This is a genomic window from Pedobacter sp. UC225_65 (genome assembly GCF_042698365.1).
Classification (GTDB): domain Bacteria; phylum Bacteroidota; class Bacteroidia; order Sphingobacteriales; family Sphingobacteriaceae; genus Pedobacter.
The window spans coordinates 513,452-529,290 of the sequence record NZ_CP170550.1 but is presented as its reverse complement, the minus strand read 5'-3'; the positions used below and the strand labels follow the sequence as shown (position 1 = coordinate 529,290).

At 38.1% G+C, this 15,839-nt stretch carries 14 protein-coding genes and 1 pseudogene; 9 read left to right on the top strand and 6 right to left on the bottom strand.

Features of this window, described 5'->3' with window-relative positions; genetic code table 11:
• Positions 1–13 precede the first annotated feature (13 nt).
• A complete protein-coding gene (locus ACFJIZ_RS02755) occupies positions 14–667 on the top strand; it encodes a S9 family peptidase (protein ID WP_379090449.1) in 654 nt (217 codons plus the stop codon).
• Between the two features lie 76 nt (positions 668–743).
• A complete protein-coding gene (locus ACFJIZ_RS02750; RefSeq protein WP_379090447.1) occupies positions 744–1,622 on the top strand; it encodes a ChaN family lipoprotein in 879 nt (292 codons plus the stop codon).
• A 69-nt stretch (positions 1,623–1,691) separates the two neighbouring features.
• Here ACFJIZ_RS02750 and mscL read toward each other — a convergent pair.
• Positions 1,692–2,124, bottom strand: a pseudogene (gene mscL, locus ACFJIZ_RS02745) (large conductance mechanosensitive channel protein MscL).
• A gap of 180 nt (positions 2,125–2,304) precedes the next feature.
• On the opposite strand from mscL, the gene rpoN reads away from it, so the two are divergent.
• Positions 2,305–3,780: an RNA polymerase factor sigma-54 gene (gene rpoN / locus ACFJIZ_RS02740; protein ID WP_379090445.1), complete on the top strand. Its 1,476-nt coding sequence runs from the start codon at positions 2,305–2,307 to the stop codon at positions 3,778–3,780.
• Between the two features lie 73 nt (positions 3,781–3,853).
• Here the strand turns inward: rpoN and ACFJIZ_RS02735 are convergent, their stop codons facing one another.
• From ACFJIZ_RS02735 to ACFJIZ_RS02720, 4 genes are all read right to left on the bottom strand, one after another.
• Positions 3,854–4,861, bottom strand: coding sequence for a type IX secretion system membrane protein PorP/SprF (locus tag ACFJIZ_RS02735; RefSeq protein WP_379090443.1), 1,008 nt, complete (start codon positions 4,859–4,861; stop codon positions 3,854–3,856).
• A 1-nt stretch (position 4,862) separates the two neighbouring features.
• On the bottom strand, positions 4,863–6,419 hold the full coding sequence (locus tag ACFJIZ_RS02730) for a gliding motility-associated C-terminal domain-containing protein (protein ID WP_379090441.1): 1,557 nt from the start codon (positions 6,417–6,419) through the stop codon (positions 4,863–4,865).
• Complete coding sequence (locus tag ACFJIZ_RS02725; protein WP_379090439.1) at positions 6,406–7,521, bottom strand: IgGFc-binding protein; 1,116 nt, start codon at positions 7,519–7,521, stop codon at positions 6,406–6,408. Before ACFJIZ_RS02725 ends, ACFJIZ_RS02730 begins: the two co-directional genes overlap by 14 nt.
• 262 nt (positions 7,522–7,783) lie before the next feature.
• On the bottom strand, positions 7,784–8,239 hold the full coding sequence (locus ACFJIZ_RS02720; RefSeq protein WP_055133752.1) for a response regulator: 456 nt from the start codon (positions 8,237–8,239) through the stop codon (positions 7,784–7,786).
• A gap of 118 nt (positions 8,240–8,357) precedes the next feature.
• Here ACFJIZ_RS02720 and ACFJIZ_RS02715 point away from each other — a divergent pair, with 118 nt between their 5' ends.
• From ACFJIZ_RS02715 to ACFJIZ_RS02690, 6 genes are all read left to right on the top strand, one after another.
• Entirely contained in the window at positions 8,358–9,551 is a 1,194-nt protein-coding gene (locus ACFJIZ_RS02715) for an Rv1355c family protein (RefSeq protein ID WP_379090437.1), read from the top strand.
• Positions 9,548–10,684 (top strand): hypothetical protein, encoded by a 1,137-nt coding sequence (locus tag ACFJIZ_RS02710; RefSeq protein ID WP_379090435.1) that lies wholly within the window; start codon positions 9,548–9,550, stop codon positions 10,682–10,684. The genes ACFJIZ_RS02715 and ACFJIZ_RS02710 overlap by 4 nt, the downstream gene beginning before the upstream one ends.
• Positions 10,671–11,246 (top strand): hypothetical protein, encoded by a 576-nt coding sequence (locus ACFJIZ_RS02705; protein ID WP_379090433.1) that lies wholly within the window; start codon positions 10,671–10,673, stop codon positions 11,244–11,246. The genes ACFJIZ_RS02710 and ACFJIZ_RS02705 overlap by 14 nt, the downstream gene beginning before the upstream one ends.
• Positions 11,247–11,390: 144 nt before the next feature.
• Entirely contained in the window at positions 11,391–13,514 is a 2,124-nt protein-coding gene (locus ACFJIZ_RS02700; RefSeq protein WP_379090431.1) for a 7TM diverse intracellular signaling domain-containing protein, read from the top strand.
• Between the two features lie 11 nt (positions 13,515–13,525).
• Positions 13,526–14,608 carry a hybrid sensor histidine kinase/response regulator gene (locus ACFJIZ_RS02695; protein WP_379090429.1) on the top strand — a complete coding sequence of 361 codons (1,083 nt, stop codon included), beginning with the start codon at positions 13,526–13,528 and terminating at the stop codon, positions 14,606–14,608.
• Positions 14,598–14,990, top strand: coding sequence for a response regulator (locus tag ACFJIZ_RS02690; protein WP_379090427.1), 393 nt, complete (start codon positions 14,598–14,600; stop codon positions 14,988–14,990). The genes ACFJIZ_RS02695 and ACFJIZ_RS02690 overlap by 11 nt, the downstream gene beginning before the upstream one ends.
• A gap of 233 nt (positions 14,991–15,223) precedes the next feature.
• On the opposite strand, the gene ACFJIZ_RS02685 is transcribed toward ACFJIZ_RS02690, so the two are convergent.
• The gene (locus ACFJIZ_RS02685; RefSeq protein WP_379090425.1) at positions 15,224–15,739 is read right to left on the bottom strand and encodes an outer membrane beta-barrel protein; all 516 of its coding nucleotides are present in this window, start codon (positions 15,737–15,739) and stop codon (positions 15,224–15,226) included.
• Positions 15,740–15,839 lie beyond the last annotated feature (100 nt).

The window sequence follows — 15,839 nt, the reverse complement described above, 5'->3', positions numbered from 1 at the left end:
ACCTAAAAGTTTTGTGAATGATTCTCGAGGTTCTTTACATGAATTGGCAGAACTTGGTTTCATTGTGGTGCAATGCGATGGAATGGGTACTTCTAATCGTTCAAAAGCATTTCATGATGTGGCTTGGCAAAACCTAAAAGATGGAGGTTTTCCTGACCGGATTGCCTGGATCAAAGAAGCCGCCAAAAAATATAGTTATATGGATATGGAGAGAGTTGGCATTTTTGGAAATTCTGCTGGTGGACAAAGTTCTCTAGGGGCCTTGCTTTTCCATCCCGATTTTTATAAGGTTGCGGTATCTTCTTCAGGCTGCCACGACAACAGAATGGACAAAATGTGGTGGAACGAACAATGGATGGGTTATCCGATTGGCCCGGCCTATGCCGAATCATCGAATGTTGACAATGCCTATCGCCTACAAGGTAAACTTTTGCTCATTTTAGGGGAGTTAGATGATAATGTAGACCCTTCTTCAACCATGCAGGTGATCAATCAATTGATCAAAGCGAACAAGAATTTTGACTTTTTAATGGTACCAGGCATGAAACATTCTCTGGGTGGCGATTATGGAGAACATAAACGAAGAGATTTCTTTGTCAAACATCTATTGGGAATCGACCCTCCGGAGTGGACTTGGAAAACAAATATCACCATACCAAAGCCATAGTTTGGCAGCTGATTTTAAGAAACAGTTCCTTTTTAATACATTCGCAACAGCTCGATAGCGGTTAAACCAAAGGATCATGATCAAAAGAAAACTATTCATCTTCATCTGCCTACTCATTCCCATATTGGGGTCGGCACAGGATATCAGCAAACATTACAAAGTTTATGATGTAAAAAAGCAAAAAACCATTAGTCTTGACGACATCATTACAGACCTCAGTACTGCCAACGTATTGTTTTTTGGCGAAGAACACAATGACTCTATCGGTCATTACCTAGAGGTTACGCTATTTAAAAAGATGGCGGCAGCTTATCCGGGCAAAACTGCCTTGACCATGGAAATGTTCCACACCGATATCCAACCTGTAATCAATGAATATTTAAGTGGAATCATTAGCGAAAAGAATTTCATCAAAGAAGGAAGGGCTTGGAACAACTACAAAGACTACAGACCCATGATTGAGTTTGCCAAATTGAACCAACTGGACGTAATTGGGGGCAATGGGGCTGCCCGATATAGCAATGTGGTAACCAAATCTGGTTTAGAAACCTTAAATCAATTACCTGCAAATTCGAAACAGTTTATTGCGCCCCTACCTATTGACACAGCTACCGGACGTTATTACGATAAGTTTATCGAAACACTTGGCGGACACAGTATGGGACCGATGAAAATTTATCAGACCCAAAACTTTTGGGATGCGACGATGGCTTGGTCAATTGCCAAATATGCCAAGAATAATAAAGACAAGAAGATCTTTCAGGTGAATGGCCGTTTTCATAGTGATGAAAAATTGGGCACCTTAGCCAAACTGGCAAAATATGCACCAAAATTAAAGATCTTAAATATTTCTGCTTTCTCTGCAGACGATTTTAACGATCCGGACTGGAAAAAATATGCAGTTTTAGGAGATTACATCATTGTAACAGACCCTACTGTAAAGCGGACTTTCTAGAATAAAAAATCGTCATTTCGAACACTATAATATTTGCTCGAAATGACGATTGAATTACTCTTTCTTTATTTATTTCTTCAATAAATCTCTGATTCTCTGTTAAAAGTACTTCTTGATTTGTAGGTGCAGGTGGAGCAGCTACCACTTTTTCTTCCTCCTTACGTTTCAAGGCATTGATACCTTTAACCAATAAGAAAACAACAAAAGCCAGCAATAAGAAATTGATCGCTACGGTGATAAAGTTACCATAGGCAAAAATCGAAGTATCAGGTATTTTTCTGGCTTCTTCTAAAGGTAGGTTTGTTGGAACCGTACCTTTCAGTACCACATACAAACTGCTAAAATCTGGTTGCCCAATAATTGCGGAAACCACAGGCATCACAAGGTCTTTAACCACACTATCGATAATCTTACCGAAAGCGCCACCAATGATTACCCCAACGGCCAGATCCATCACGTTGCCTTTAATGGCAAACTCTTTAAATTCTTTAACAAAGCCCATAAATAGTTCTAATTTTAATCCAATTAATTAGTTTAGTTAATTTAAATGTAATAAACTTTACAAGTATACCAAAGCTTTTTTAATCAAAAATTAGTCCAATAGTAAGAATAGCTGATTAATTGTTCCTAATATCTAAAGCAAATGCTTAAATTTGGAAATTAAAACATCTTCCAGAAAAATATGCTTAAACAACATCTACAGCAAAAACTATTACAGAAACTCTCGCCGCAACAAATTCAGTTCATCAAATTGTTGCAAGTGCCAACTGTTGCTTTAGATACGCGTATTAAAGAAGAACTGGAAGATAATCCTGCGCTTGAAGACCCGAGCTTAATGACTGCCGAAGAGCCGAAAAGCGAGTACGACGATTTAAACGAAGACCGTAATGAATATGATTCGGATTCAGGTGAAGAGACCAGTGTAGATGAGTTTAATGTAGAGGATTACCTTCAAGACGACAATACAAACGATTACAGCACCTCCTACAACAATGGGGATGACGACGAAGATAAAAAAGAGACACCAATAGCAATAGAAAGCACTTTTTTTGAAAGCCTTCAGGAGCAATTAGACCTCGTACCTTTATCTGATACAGATTTTATTGTGGGTAAACAGATCATCGGTAGTTTAGATGACGATGGTTACCTGCGTCGTCCGATTACTTCAATGATTGACGATTTGGCTTTTTCGCAAAACGTAATGGTTGAGGAAGAAGATGTACTGGAAATGCTCAAAGTAATCCAAAGCTTTGACCCTCCTGGCATTGCTGCACGCGACCTGCAAGAGTGTTTATCGCTACAGTTGAAACGCAAGGATGTGAACAATCCAATCGTTAAAAAAGCGATAGCGATAGTTGAGCATCATTTAGATGAATTTACCCGTAAACATTACGATAAGCTGGAAAAATCAGTTGGTTTAAGTAGTGAAGAACTTAAAGAGGTGGTTGCTGAGATCTTAAGGCTAAATCCAAAACCAGGCGACTCGAACCAGGTAACCACCAAACAGCTACAGATCATTCCAGATTTCCATATCAGCAACAATGACGGGATATTGATCTTGACATTGAACTCTAAAAATGCACCTGAACTAAGGGTAAGCCGCTCTTACATGGACATGTTTGACCATTACGACAAGGCTTCGCAAAAAGATAAAAAGCTAAAAGAAGCCGTTCAGTTTGTAAAACAAAAATTGGATTCTGCAAAATGGTTTATTGATGCCATCAAACAAAGGCAACAGACATTGCTCAAAACCATGAATGCCATTATGCATTATCAATATGAGTATTTCTTAACTGCTGACGAGCGTAAAATGCGCCCGATCATCTTAAAGGATATTGCAGATAAGATTGGTATGGATATCTCTACCGTTTCGAGGGTGGCCAACTCTAAATACGTACAAACCGAATTTGGCACATTTCTGTTAAAATCATTCTTCTCTGAAGCTATACAAACAGAAAATGGAGAAGAAGTTTCGAATAAAGAGGTTAAAAAAATATTGGAAGACTGTATTGGAAACGAAGATAAACGCAGGCCTTTGGCTGACGAGAAGTTGACTGAAATCTTAAAAGACAGGGGTTATAACATCGCCAGAAGAACTGTAGCCAAGTATAGAGAGCAGATGAATATTCCTGTGGCCCGCTTAAGGAAAGAGCTTTAGGCAATTTGCAGTTGATAGTTTATTCGAGTTCAAACCAATGAACCATTGAACGAATGAACCAATCTAATGCCATCTACCACATCCTCATTGAACGCATGGTTTGATAGATATTGTTCAATTGCAATCCTAATACGATTTCGTGGCTTCCATTACTGAAATTTTTGAGCTCGGAAGTGGTAAGATCATAAGAATAAGTCAGATTGACTAGCTTACTAAAATTAAATCCAGCCATAGCTGCATACGAATCCTTATGTCTGTAACTACCTCCTACCCAAAAACGATCTTTAAAAGATACTTTTACATTGGCATCAAAAGATAAGGGAGCTGGCTTTACATACTTGACCATGACCGATGGAATGAAGGAAATCTCATCATCGATAAACAATTTATAACCCGCAGTTACAAATGCATGTGGCACTTCTTTACCTTGATTATATACATCGTCTGTGGTAAAAGCCAATCGCTGTGGTAAGATCTGCTGTACAGAAGCCCCAGCAAAAAACTGTGCTCCATATAACCAAACACCCAAGGCCAGATCTGGCTTTGTTTGCGCAATGATCGTATTTTTCAATGCAGGATCGTTCCCGTTTTCCAAGACTAAATCTTGCACATTAAGATTTACCCTTTTTACACCAGCTGCGACACCAACAGACAAATTAAGTGTACCTGATAACTGTAAATGATAGGCATAGGTTAAATTGGCATTTAAGGTAGCTAGTGGACCTGCTTTATCATAAAACACAATGGCACCAACACCATGGTGGGCTGGAGAGGCGGTGTAGTTCTGTGTATAATCATCACTACGAGGGTCATCACTTTTCTCTGGCAAAGAGAGCGGATTCTTCCATAGATATTTATCTCCTAAACTCCAATGTACTGCTGCAAAAGTAGTTTGGGGTGCATCGTTTATACCTGCCCATTGCTTTCTATAGCCAGCTTTAAAATCTGTATAATTTTCAATCCCACTCAATGCCGGATTTAACAGGTAATTGTTGAGTATATATTGGGTATACTGTGGCCTTTGTTGTGCATAACCATGCATAGCTATAAATAAAAGCAATATAGTTAGTTTCTTTTTCAATTTATCTGATGATCGTTAAAGGGCCAGTAATTGCTTTTCTTCCATTTTTTGGCGTAATCACATAATAATATACCCCAACCGGTAGGCGTTCGTTATGGTAGGTTCCATCGAAAGGTACAGTATATCCAACACTTGAAAAAACTTTCTGTCCATTTCTATTGAATACCTGCACGAGTGCATCTGGATAAGAATCTATTGACCTGATGTTCCATATGTCGTTTATCCCATCTCCATTAGGGCTAAATGAGTTGGGCGGATTAATTTCGCCAAGTACTTTAACCAGCACTTTGGTCGTTACTTCACACATGCCATCAACGGTAACGGATAAGGTATATTCTGTGTCTTTATCTGGTGAGGCAATAGGGTTTTGCACGTTATCCTTATCCAAACCTGTGGCTGGTGTCCACTTGTACCTAAACTTTGCATTAGGGTTGGCTACAACTGTGGGAATAGTTTTCTGTCCTCCAGAAAGAATATAGATTTCTGGATCTATACTGATCTTAGGCAAAGCATAAACTTCAATATCTTGCGTGGCTGTATTGATACAACCATCGGTAGAGGTGAAAGTGTAGGTAATTTTGTGTACCCCAGCACCTGCAGCCGCAGGATCAAAAAGCCCAGTGGCACTTACACCATCTCCACTAAACACTTTGTTGGCAGCAGTAAGGCCCAATGTTTCTGAAGCGCCAAATTGTTTTTTAGGTGCATTGATACAAATAGGATCTAAAGCATTAAATGCAATAACAGGTAGGTATTTTCTAACCACGATGTCTTTTGACAAAACATCAGACCAACAACCTGAGGCATTTGCCACACTTAACTTTACCTTATATGTTTTTGCGGTTGCGAAAATAAAAACCGGATCCTTTTCTGTTTTGATAGTCCCATCAAAATCCCATTTCCATTGCGTAATTGTATTCCCTCCTGCAATGCTACGGTCAAAAAACTTAATCTCTGCACCAGCACAAATATCTGTAGGTATATCAAAATTAGGTGCGGCCAGAGCATTCACCTCAACCGGAAAATTCAGGTCCAATTGTCCTGTTATACAAGACGAGGTGGTATTCGCTAAAATGGCTACCGCCGATACGCTTGTTGTACCTATCGCTGTAAAAATCTTTCGAGCTGGCGAGGTATAGGTATATAATGTTTGTCCGTTCACCACACTTGTAGTATAAGTTGGCGAATTATCTATAAAGTCTGGCGTTCCATCATTATATTTCCATGTAATTTTGGTGATCAGATATGGCAGGGTCAGCTTAAAGTTTGTTTCCTGACTGATACATGCTGAGGTATTAACTGTATTGGAAACATTATTGACCAATTCTAAGAATTGTGAAGCAGCAAGATTTGTACCTGCCGAATAAGCATAAGATTCGGTTTGTCCAAAACCATAAGCAATCGCATTGAAACCATCATCGGCAGTTAGATTGATTGATTCATCATACACTTGGATCTGGATATAAGAATAAGTTGGATCAGAAGGCATGGGTTGCCAAACTCCATTTGCTGGCATACTTCCATTTATCCTAAATGTAGAAGTCTTAGCAGTCTTCATAAAAACATTGATGTACTTTTCTAAGATACCTAAAATTATTAGAAGAGAATACGGTAATGTTTTTGATGTTGAACTCTATAGGATTTAAGAGTACCATTTCTGGATCTCCAAGCATGGTTTGTCCAGTAAGGGAGGAACAGTTTTGAGATAAAGAGTATTCTGCAACACTGATCAGCTTATCTGCTGATACAATTGTAGGCGCAAACAAACTGGCTTCATAATACTCTCCCTTATTTAAAACCCTAACCTGAGCTCCATTTAAGCGTACTGCTGTATTATCTTCTTGCGCTAAAACCCTAATGATATATTGCCGATTGATAAATGGCACCACACCATAAACTTTACCCCAACTATTAACTGAATATAACTGTTGTAGCAAAGGATCTCTACCATTGGTGCAGACAATGCCTACAGAAGTACTACCAGAAAATGCGGCAAAACGCTTGCAACTTGAAGTGGTAGGGTCTGCTTCTACGTAAACACCTGTTAAATCTACATTGTAGCTAGTTGGCAAATATTCATATACATCACCAGCTCTTAACAGTTTTACCGTTTCTATCACTCCTCCTTTGGCATCGCGGATAATAACATCCGTCTTGTCCTCAACAGCCACCAGGGTCAAAAAATTTCTGGCACTCTGCATCGCCTCATCCTGAAAGTAATTCATCGAGAAATACTTCTGTCCGAGTGCATCATAGGGCAAAATCAATGTTGCCGCCGAACGGGCCGAGGCAAATACATGGCTATAGGCTACTACTTTAGCATTGCCAGGGGCAACTACAATGTGGATACCTCTATTGGTCAATATCTTGTTGCCATCTGTATAATCGATATAGGATTGCGCCCTTGGAACCAAAAAAGTAACTACTGTATTGGCAGGTATAGCTTTAGTTTCCGAATAGCTACCACAACTTACAGTAACCCGCGAATTACCCTTAGAAGTGATATTGACATTCATGGTAGCTAAACTACCTCCATTTGGATCGTGTGTTGGAAAAACCGTCCAAAATTCAGTCCCTTCGTTTGAAATGTTTTGTGCCACAGCTTTTGGAACAAAAACCACACACAACAACAATACAATAAAGAAATAAAAATTCTTCATTAAAATCAGGGATAGCGTTAACTCAATTGCATTAAAAATAAACAGTCTAATGCAATAATAATAATTTATTGTACTAAGCTAATCTTTTTTTGGGTTATGGATTGTTAAATGCTAAAATTTAATACACAAGTATTTATGGTCTGACTTGTCCTATTTTTATGATGATGGTGTATTTGTAGAGAATTTATAGTCCACATTTTTTACAACCAAATGTGGACTATAAATTAGTGCTATTGATTATAGCAGATGGTGATATTTCTTGTTAAGAAAGCAGGTTTTGGCGTGCAATAAATTCGAGTTGTTTATTGGCAACCAATAATTTTTCTGTCAGTTCTTTATTTTCTTTTCTAAGGGTATAGATCTCAATTGCTTTTTCGATGTTGATCCTCAGGTCTTCTTCCATCCAAGGCTTCTGGATATATCGATAAACCTGCCCTTTATTAATGGCGTCAATTACAGCATCGATATCTGTATAACCCGTTAAGATCATACGGATTGGATCAGGGTGCGCTTCTAAAATCGAGGCTAGAAATTCTACTCCGGTAGTCTTAGGCATCCGCTGATCGGTGATGATAATGTGTATGTCTTCTTTATCTAATATCTTCCTGCCTTCGTCTGCAGACTCGGCAGTAAAAATCTTGTATAACCTACGATAAGTTGCTGCGAATGCACTCAAATTATGTGGTTCATCATCTACGTATAAAATATTTGCGTTCATCGGATCTTAATAAAAAGATAAAAATACTTTTTTATTATAACTCTTAAAAGACTAATTTAGTTGTTTTAACAGATAATCGTGTTTTTATTACATTATAACTCATTATTTCCTATAAGAAATGCCTTCTAAAACTGGTTACGCACAACAATTATCCATGCTCATTGATCAAACATCTGAGCAAAAAAACACTTATAAGCCGCTCATCTTTAATTTAGTAGATCCCACGCAAAAATCAGCTTTTGAAGAATTAATCCAAAACAAAAATAATTTACAGGTTTACGACCATATCTATTCGCAAGTTGAAGAATTGATCAAGTGCTTGCAGCCCACAATTGTCTTTTTACCTCCAACAGAATTAAGCAAGGCCATAGAGAATCATTTTGGCGATAAAACAAGAGATGAATATGGTGTTTGGGTATATTATCCTTGGGCCGAAAAATTGGTTCACATGTTGGCTGAAGATGAGTTTGCCATTGTGAGGACCAATCGCAACAAACATAAGATCACCGCTAAAGAACAGGCCCTCCTCTCGACCAAAAAAATTGGGGTAATGGGTCTTTCAGTTGGCCAATCGGTTTCGCTGACCTTGGCCATGGAACGTGGATTTGGAGAGCTGCGTATTGCCGATTTTGACGAACTCGACCTTAGCAATATCAACCGGATCAGAACGGGAGTGTTCAACCTTAAAATCAAAAAAACAGTAATCGTTGCCAGAGAGATTGCAGAAATTGATCCTTTCCTACATGTGGTCTGTTTTGAAGATGGTATTACCGATGAAAACTTAGATAAATTTTTAGAAGAAAATGGTAAATTAGATTTGTTGATCGATGAGTGCGATAGCTTTGATATCAAGATCAATGCCCGTAACAAGGCAAAGGCCCTTGGCATACCTGTACTAATGGAAGGTAGTGACAGAGGTACGATTGATATCGAAAGGTTTGACCTAGAACCTCAAAGACCAGTTTTGCATGGAATGGTTGAACATTTAGACATGAGCAAGTACAAATCATTGACAACAATGGATGAACGGATTCCGTACATTACAGCTGTAACTGGTGTAGATACTTTGTCTCCCCGTATGAAAGCCTCAGCCATCGAGATCATGAGCACCATTTCTACCTGGCCACAATTGGCAAGTGCCGTTACTTATGGTGGTGGAATTACGGCTGACCTGGCCAGAAAAATATTGCTAAATAATTTAAAAATTTCTGGTCGGTTCTTTATCGATATGGACGAATTGATCCATCATCTCTACAAAAAACACCCGAAACAACTGCGACACAAGTTGCGCTGCTACAGACCAAAGATTTGACCGCATTTATTGCAGCACATAACTTAACCCATAACAAAACAAGTTATCAGCCTAGTGAAGAAGTTTTGAATGAACTGATCCTGGCAGCTGGTAAAGCACCTTCTGGAGGAAATAACCAACCCTGGCGTTGGCATTTTGAAAATGGCTTATTGCATCTGTTTTTAGAACAAAGTGCCGCACAAGCTTATTTAGACCCTCAAAACATTTCATCTTACATCTCTTTGGGTGCAGCAATCGAAAACCTATTGGTAACAGCCGCAGCTCACCATTTAAACGTCAACTGGCAATTGACGCCACAATTGGCACCAATGCATATTGCCTGGTTTAGTTTTACCGAAAATCATCAAGTTGATGAAAATGAAAAGCAATTAGCGGATCAAATCAATAATAGACATACCAATAGACAGGTTACTCCAAAGCAGGAATTAGATCCAACTGATTTAAACCATCTTCATCAACTGATTGAGCCTATTGATGGGGCTAAATTAAGATGGTTGCAAGACCCAGAAAAGATCAAAGGCTTGGCCGCTACTTCTGCGCATACCGATCTATTAAGGATGTTTATTGAAGAAGCGCATGATGATTTTATCAATAGGGAAATGCGTTGGGACCTTACACAGGTAACCGAAACCGAAGACGGGATTGGCATCCATACTTTAGACCTAAGCAACAACGACCGTATAGGTCTCAATCTGGTAAAGGATAAACGCACCATCGACTTTTTGCAGCAGATCGAAGGTGGCAGTGCCTTCAAAAGATTGGCCATGCAACAGTTTATGTCATCTCCAGTTATTGGATTAATTACCATGCCTACTTCAGCAACAGCTTCGTTTATCGAAGCCGGTAGAGCGGCAGAAAGATTGTGGTTAGGGGCTACTGCACTAAATCTACAAATACACCCAGTTAATGTACCCTTGATATTTTTCTACAAAAACTCCATTGAAAACAAGCTAAATATCCCCGAAAAAGACAAAGCTATTTTACACCAATTAGAGAACAGCTTTAAAGAGACTTTTGAACTAGACAAGGGCGAACAGGCCATGTTTATGTTTAGGTTATTTAAGGCCAATCCATCCCCAGAACGAACAATCAGGAAATCAACCGCTAAAATATTTTCAATTGGAAGACCTTAAACCACACATAGAGAACTTATACTTCAGGTCATTTAGAGCTGTTGACGACAGGGCAGCCTGCATGAAATTTATTGAAGGACACACCCATGTATTAGAAATTTTTGGCATTACGCAGATCACGTCTGCAAAAATAGATTGGGTTTTAAATCCAAATGTTTACGTGATCCTGGTTAGTGCTGAAGAAAATGGAAAGGCACTTGCAGGAAGTAGGATCCATGTGGCTGATGGTAAAACACCATTACCAATTGAAGATGCCGTTGGCGAAATGGACAGTAGGTACTACAGCATGGTTGAAGAACGCAGGGCTGCCGGAACTGGAGAATTTTGTGGTTTATGGAATTCGTGGGAAATTGCTGGTCTGGGCATCGGAAGCATGCAGTTGAGCATTGCCTGTGTAGCTTATGCAGGCCTGATCAAACTAAATACCTTATTTGGTTTATGTGCCCCAGCAACTTATCGCAATTCTATTAGAGGTGGTTTTAGGGTCAATCAAAGAGATTGGAATCAATGGCAAATTCTATTATCCAAAAGAAGACCTCACCGCAACCTCTATCCTGATTGATGATATCGAAAACCTACAACTAACTTATGATGATGTAAAGGCTGATATCATGACGTTAAGAAATAATCCAATTTCTACGCGACAAATTCCTTCTAAAACGGGCGAAATGATTAACTTACATTTTGATTTAACCTTACGTTAGGTATGAAGAAGATATTTACTTCCCTATTTCTGTTTATTCTTCTGTTCACTCATTATACTGGTTATTGCTCACTTTACCCTAACGATCTCGTATCGCAAGGCTTTGGCGTTTCTGTTTATAGAGATGTTTCTAATAAAGACGATATTAAACAGGTACAAGGGAAAAAATTCGAACCAACAGATGCCAAGATCTTCAACTTTGGTTTGGATAAGGCTACTTACTGGATCAAGCTCAATTTAAAAGAGAACCATCATTATGTAAATAGGGTATTATTTATAGATCAGGCCAGGCTTTCTCTAGCCGAAATGTATGTTTATACCAATAATCAGCTACAACAATCGCAAGAATACAACCCTTTCTCTTATGCCCAGGCCAAATTTACACAAGGTAAGATCTTCAAGATTCCAGATAGTTTAAATAAGGGAAACATTATATATCTACGTCTAAAATCGAAAGAAACTTTTTTGGCACCGGTAAACATAGTAGAAGAAGGCAGCCTGTTGGAAACATTTTCTTTAAGAGGTATTGTATTTGGCTTTTATACTGGCATTATGGCCATTATGTTCATCTATAATCTCTTTTTATACATCATCATTAGGGACAAGAGCTACCTCTATTATATTTTTTACATCTTTTCCATCTGGCTTACCCAAGTTACGATCCAGGGTTATTCTTCGAAGTATTTCTGGGACGACTCTTCGCACATCAACAATTATGCAGTGGTGCTGTTCTCTTGTATCGGGCTGATCTTCGCGAGTTTTTTCACGCTATCTTTCTTAAATACAAAAGTCTTCTCTAAGGTATGGAACAACCTGATCACTGGATTATACCTATTGACTTTTCTTAACTTGGTGATCTTATTTGCGTTCAGTATCAGTATTGCGTTTATCATTATGCAGGTATTGACCTTAACTGGTGCCATTTTCGCCTTGGCTGCTGCTTATTATGTGTATTTCAAAAAGCATTTTAAGCCTGCTGGTTATTACTTGGTAGCTTGGTCGGTATTACTTTTTGGGGTAATTCTTTTCATCATGAAAGATTATAGCATTATCCCTTACAACAACTTTACGATCTATCTCTTACAGATCACCTCTTCTATCGAAGTGATGTTGCTCTCTTTCGCATTGGCGGATAAGATCAACTTCTTTAAAAAAGAAAACGAAGTTGCACAGGCACAGGCCTTAAACGCATCCTTAGAAAACCAAAAACTGATCAAAGAACAAAACATCGTCTTAGAGAAACGCGTACAAGAAAGAACCGAAGAGTTACAGAGCGCAAATTCTACACTCAATGTGGCCTTAACCAATCTAAAAGACACCCAATCTCAACTGGTTGATGCCGAAAAAATGGCAGCTCTTGGTCAGCTAACCGCAGGTATTGCACACGAGATCAACAATCCTATCAATTTTGTTACTTCCAATATCAAACCATTAGAATTGGATATCAAAGACCTGAAAGAAATCATTACCCGATATGAAGAAATAGATTTCTCAAAGGACGTAAAAGAACAGATAGACGAAATCGAATCCTTCAAACAACAGATAGACCTCGATTTTGTAAATAATGAGATTACCTCACTCCTATCCGGTATCAGCGAAGGTGCAAAACGTACTGCCGAGATCATCAGGAGCTTAAGGAACTTTAGTAGGGTTGATGAGACGGATATGAAGCCAATTGACTTAAATGAAGGTTTACAATCTACATTGGTATTGGTAAGGAATAACATTCCAGATAATTTAACAGTAGTAAGAGAATTTGGCAACCTACCTAAGGTAGAATGTCAACCGGGCAAGATCAACCAGGTCTTTATGAATCTGGTTTCCAATGCCATACAAGCCATAAAAACCAAAGAAAACCAAAGAGATGAAGAGTTTTTGACCATCAAGAGCTGGTATGCAGATCAGCAGGTAAAAATCAGCATCAAAGATAGCGGTATCGGTATGACAGAGGAGGTTAAACACAGGATTTTCGAACCTTTTTTCACTACTAAAGATATAGGAGAAGGAACAGGTTTAGGATTATCAATTGTATTTAGTATTATTGAAAGTCACAAAGGTCATATAGATGTTATTTCAAAGATCAATGAAGGAACAGAATTTATTATTACCTTGAACGTAAATCCTTAAATAACGCCAAGATGATGAGATCCCCTAGTGTCAGAGTATTATATATTGATGATGAGGAAAACAACTTATCAGCTTTTAAAGCCAGTTTTAGAAGGCAGTATGAAATCTATACCGCCATCTCTGCAGCAGACGGGCTAAAGACCCTCCAAAGTGTTGATATCCAGGTGATCATTGCCGATCAAAAAATGCCCAACACTACCGGTGTTGAATTTTTTAAAAGCATTACGGAGACCTTTCCAGACCCTATACGCATCCTTTTAACAGGCTATACCGACATCGAGGCACTTGCTGATGCGATCAACCATGGAGATATCTATCGTTACATTACCAAGCCTTGGAATGACCTAGAGCTACATAACTCTATCAAGAATGCTTACGATGCTTATAAAGCTAAAATAGATCTCAGAAATAAAATTGCCGAATTAGAAAAGACGAACGATGAACTCAATCGTTTCATCTATAGCATTTCTCACGAGCTAAGGGCGCCATTGGTTTCGGTGATTGGTATTGTAAACTTGGTGAAACTGGAAAACATGTACAACTCTAGTGGCGAATATTGGAGCCTTATCGAAACATGTTCAAATAAACTAGACTATTATATCCAAAAAACACTTCAATATTATAAGAACAATAAAACAGTTGCCGAGGCAAGCGAGATAGATTTTAAGAACTTGATTGCAGAACTGATAGAAGTACATGCCTATGCGGATAAGGATACACAGTTTACGGTCAACGTAGTTCAAAATATGCCCTTTAAAGGTGATCTTTTTAGGATAGAGGTAATTTTGGGTAACCTGATCTCTAATGCGATTAAATACCAGAAAGTAAATGAATTAAACAAAAAGGTAAATATCGATATTGAAGTTGGAGCCGAACTGGCTGAAATTAGCATAAGCGACAATGGAATGGGCATCTTAAATGAACATCTTGAAAAAATATTTACGCAGTTCTTTAAAAGCAAAGTTCATCATGGTAGTGGCCTTGGTCTATTTATAGTTAAAGAAGCCCTGAACAAGATCAACGGACGTATTGCTGTAAGCTCAGATGTTGACAATGGAACAACCTTTACAATTACAATTCCAAATGCAAAGTAAGACTAAAAGAGTAATGCTGATTGATGATAATGAAATCGATCTTAAAATCAATGCAAAACTGATCAGTTTGACTAAATTATTTGAAGAAATAATCATCTGCCAATCTGGTGGAGAAGCCTTGAATTACCTGAACAAACATCTTCAGGACCAAGACAAGTTACCTACTTTTATCTTACTGGATATACAGATGCCAGAAATGGATGGTTTCGAATTCCTGAACTATTACAAAGCATTTTCAAAATCATTTACCGATAACTGCCCTGTTGCAATGCTCTCTTCTACTTTAGATTTTGGCGATATCCAAAGAGCTGAAGCCAATCCTTATGTGATCAAGTTATTAAAAAAACCATTCTCGCCAAAGGAACTGTTGGCACTTCTTTAAAATAAAGAGACAAATATTCCCTTAATTTTACACACTTTATAAATGTAAGCCGAGCTGTGCTTTGAAAAAAGTACAAGGATTTAATGTGCCTAAAAAAAATCTGATTTTAATCTAAAGTTTATTTTTCCTATTCAGTCAAATTAAAAGATATCGCATTAATTAAAAGCAAAAAATTGACCAATAAAAAAGCCGTTCTGATGAATTTCAGAACGGCTTTTTTTTAAAAGTTATACTTACAATTTAAAACCGTAAGCTAAACGTAGGCCAAAATAACCTGTGTTAACACTGTTTTTTGATAACCCTTCGAATTTAGCACCTAAATCCAATCCGTTGCTCCATGCATAACCAATTGCTGGTGAATACACAAATGAAGTTCCGCCTCCAGATTCAGTTGAAAAACCTGCACCTGCTTCAGCTAAACCATATACACCAGAACCAGTATCGTTAAAGAAATATTTAAGACCAACTTTAGCAGGGATATAACCAAAATCAGCAAAATCAACTCCCGTATTTCCTATTTCTTTTCCCATTAAACGGGTATAACCAGCTGTAATTGGCACTGACAATTGTTTGTCTATATCAAATTGATAACGAAGACCTGCTCCGATTGCAAAACTATAAGCATCACTAGTAGGGACACCAACATTTACACCAATTCCTAATTTTGGAGATTGAGCGTTTGCATTAGTAGAGAAAAATAAAGCTACTGCAGCTACTGCAAAAGCTAAAAATTTAGTAGATTTTTTCATTTTAATTTTACTTTGTTAAGTTCATACGTTGAGCAATATTGTCCAACATCTCTAACTAAACAAATTGCATGCCACAAGCCTGTTACCAAATGTCATTATT

Bases quoted from the DNA above. Each gene is read 5' to 3' on its own strand.
- ACFJIZ_RS02750 (WP_379090447.1), top strand. From the start codon at position 744: ATGATCAAAAGAAAACTATTCATCTTCATCTGCCTACTCATTCCCATA.
- rpoN (WP_379090445.1), top strand. From the start codon at position 2,305: ATGCTTAAACAACATCTACAGCAAAAACTATTACAGAAACTCTCGCCG.
- ACFJIZ_RS02730 (WP_379090441.1), bottom strand. From the start codon at position 6,419: ATGAAGACTGCTAAGACTTCTACATTTAGGATAAATGGAAGTATGCCA.
- ACFJIZ_RS02725 (WP_379090439.1), bottom strand. From the start codon at position 7,521: ATGAAGAATTTTTATTTCTTTATTGTATTGTTGTTGTGTGTGGTTTTT.
- ACFJIZ_RS02720 (WP_055133752.1), bottom strand. From the start codon at position 8,239: ATGAACGCAAATATTTTATACGTAGATGATGAACCACATAATTTGAGT.
- ACFJIZ_RS02715 (WP_379090437.1), top strand. From the start codon at position 8,358: ATGCCTTCTAAAACTGGTTACGCACAACAATTATCCATGCTCATTGAT.
- ACFJIZ_RS02700 (WP_379090431.1), top strand. From the start codon at position 11,391: ATGAAGAAGATATTTACTTCCCTATTTCTGTTTATTCTTCTGTTCACT.
- ACFJIZ_RS02695 (WP_379090429.1), top strand. From the start codon at position 13,526: ATGATGAGATCCCCTAGTGTCAGAGTATTATATATTGATGATGAGGAA.
- ACFJIZ_RS02690 (WP_379090427.1), top strand. From the start codon at position 14,598: ATGCAAAGTAAGACTAAAAGAGTAATGCTGATTGATGATAATGAAATC.
- ACFJIZ_RS02685 (WP_379090425.1), bottom strand. From the start codon at position 15,739: ATGAAAAAATCTACTAAATTTTTAGCTTTTGCAGTAGCTGCAGTAGCT.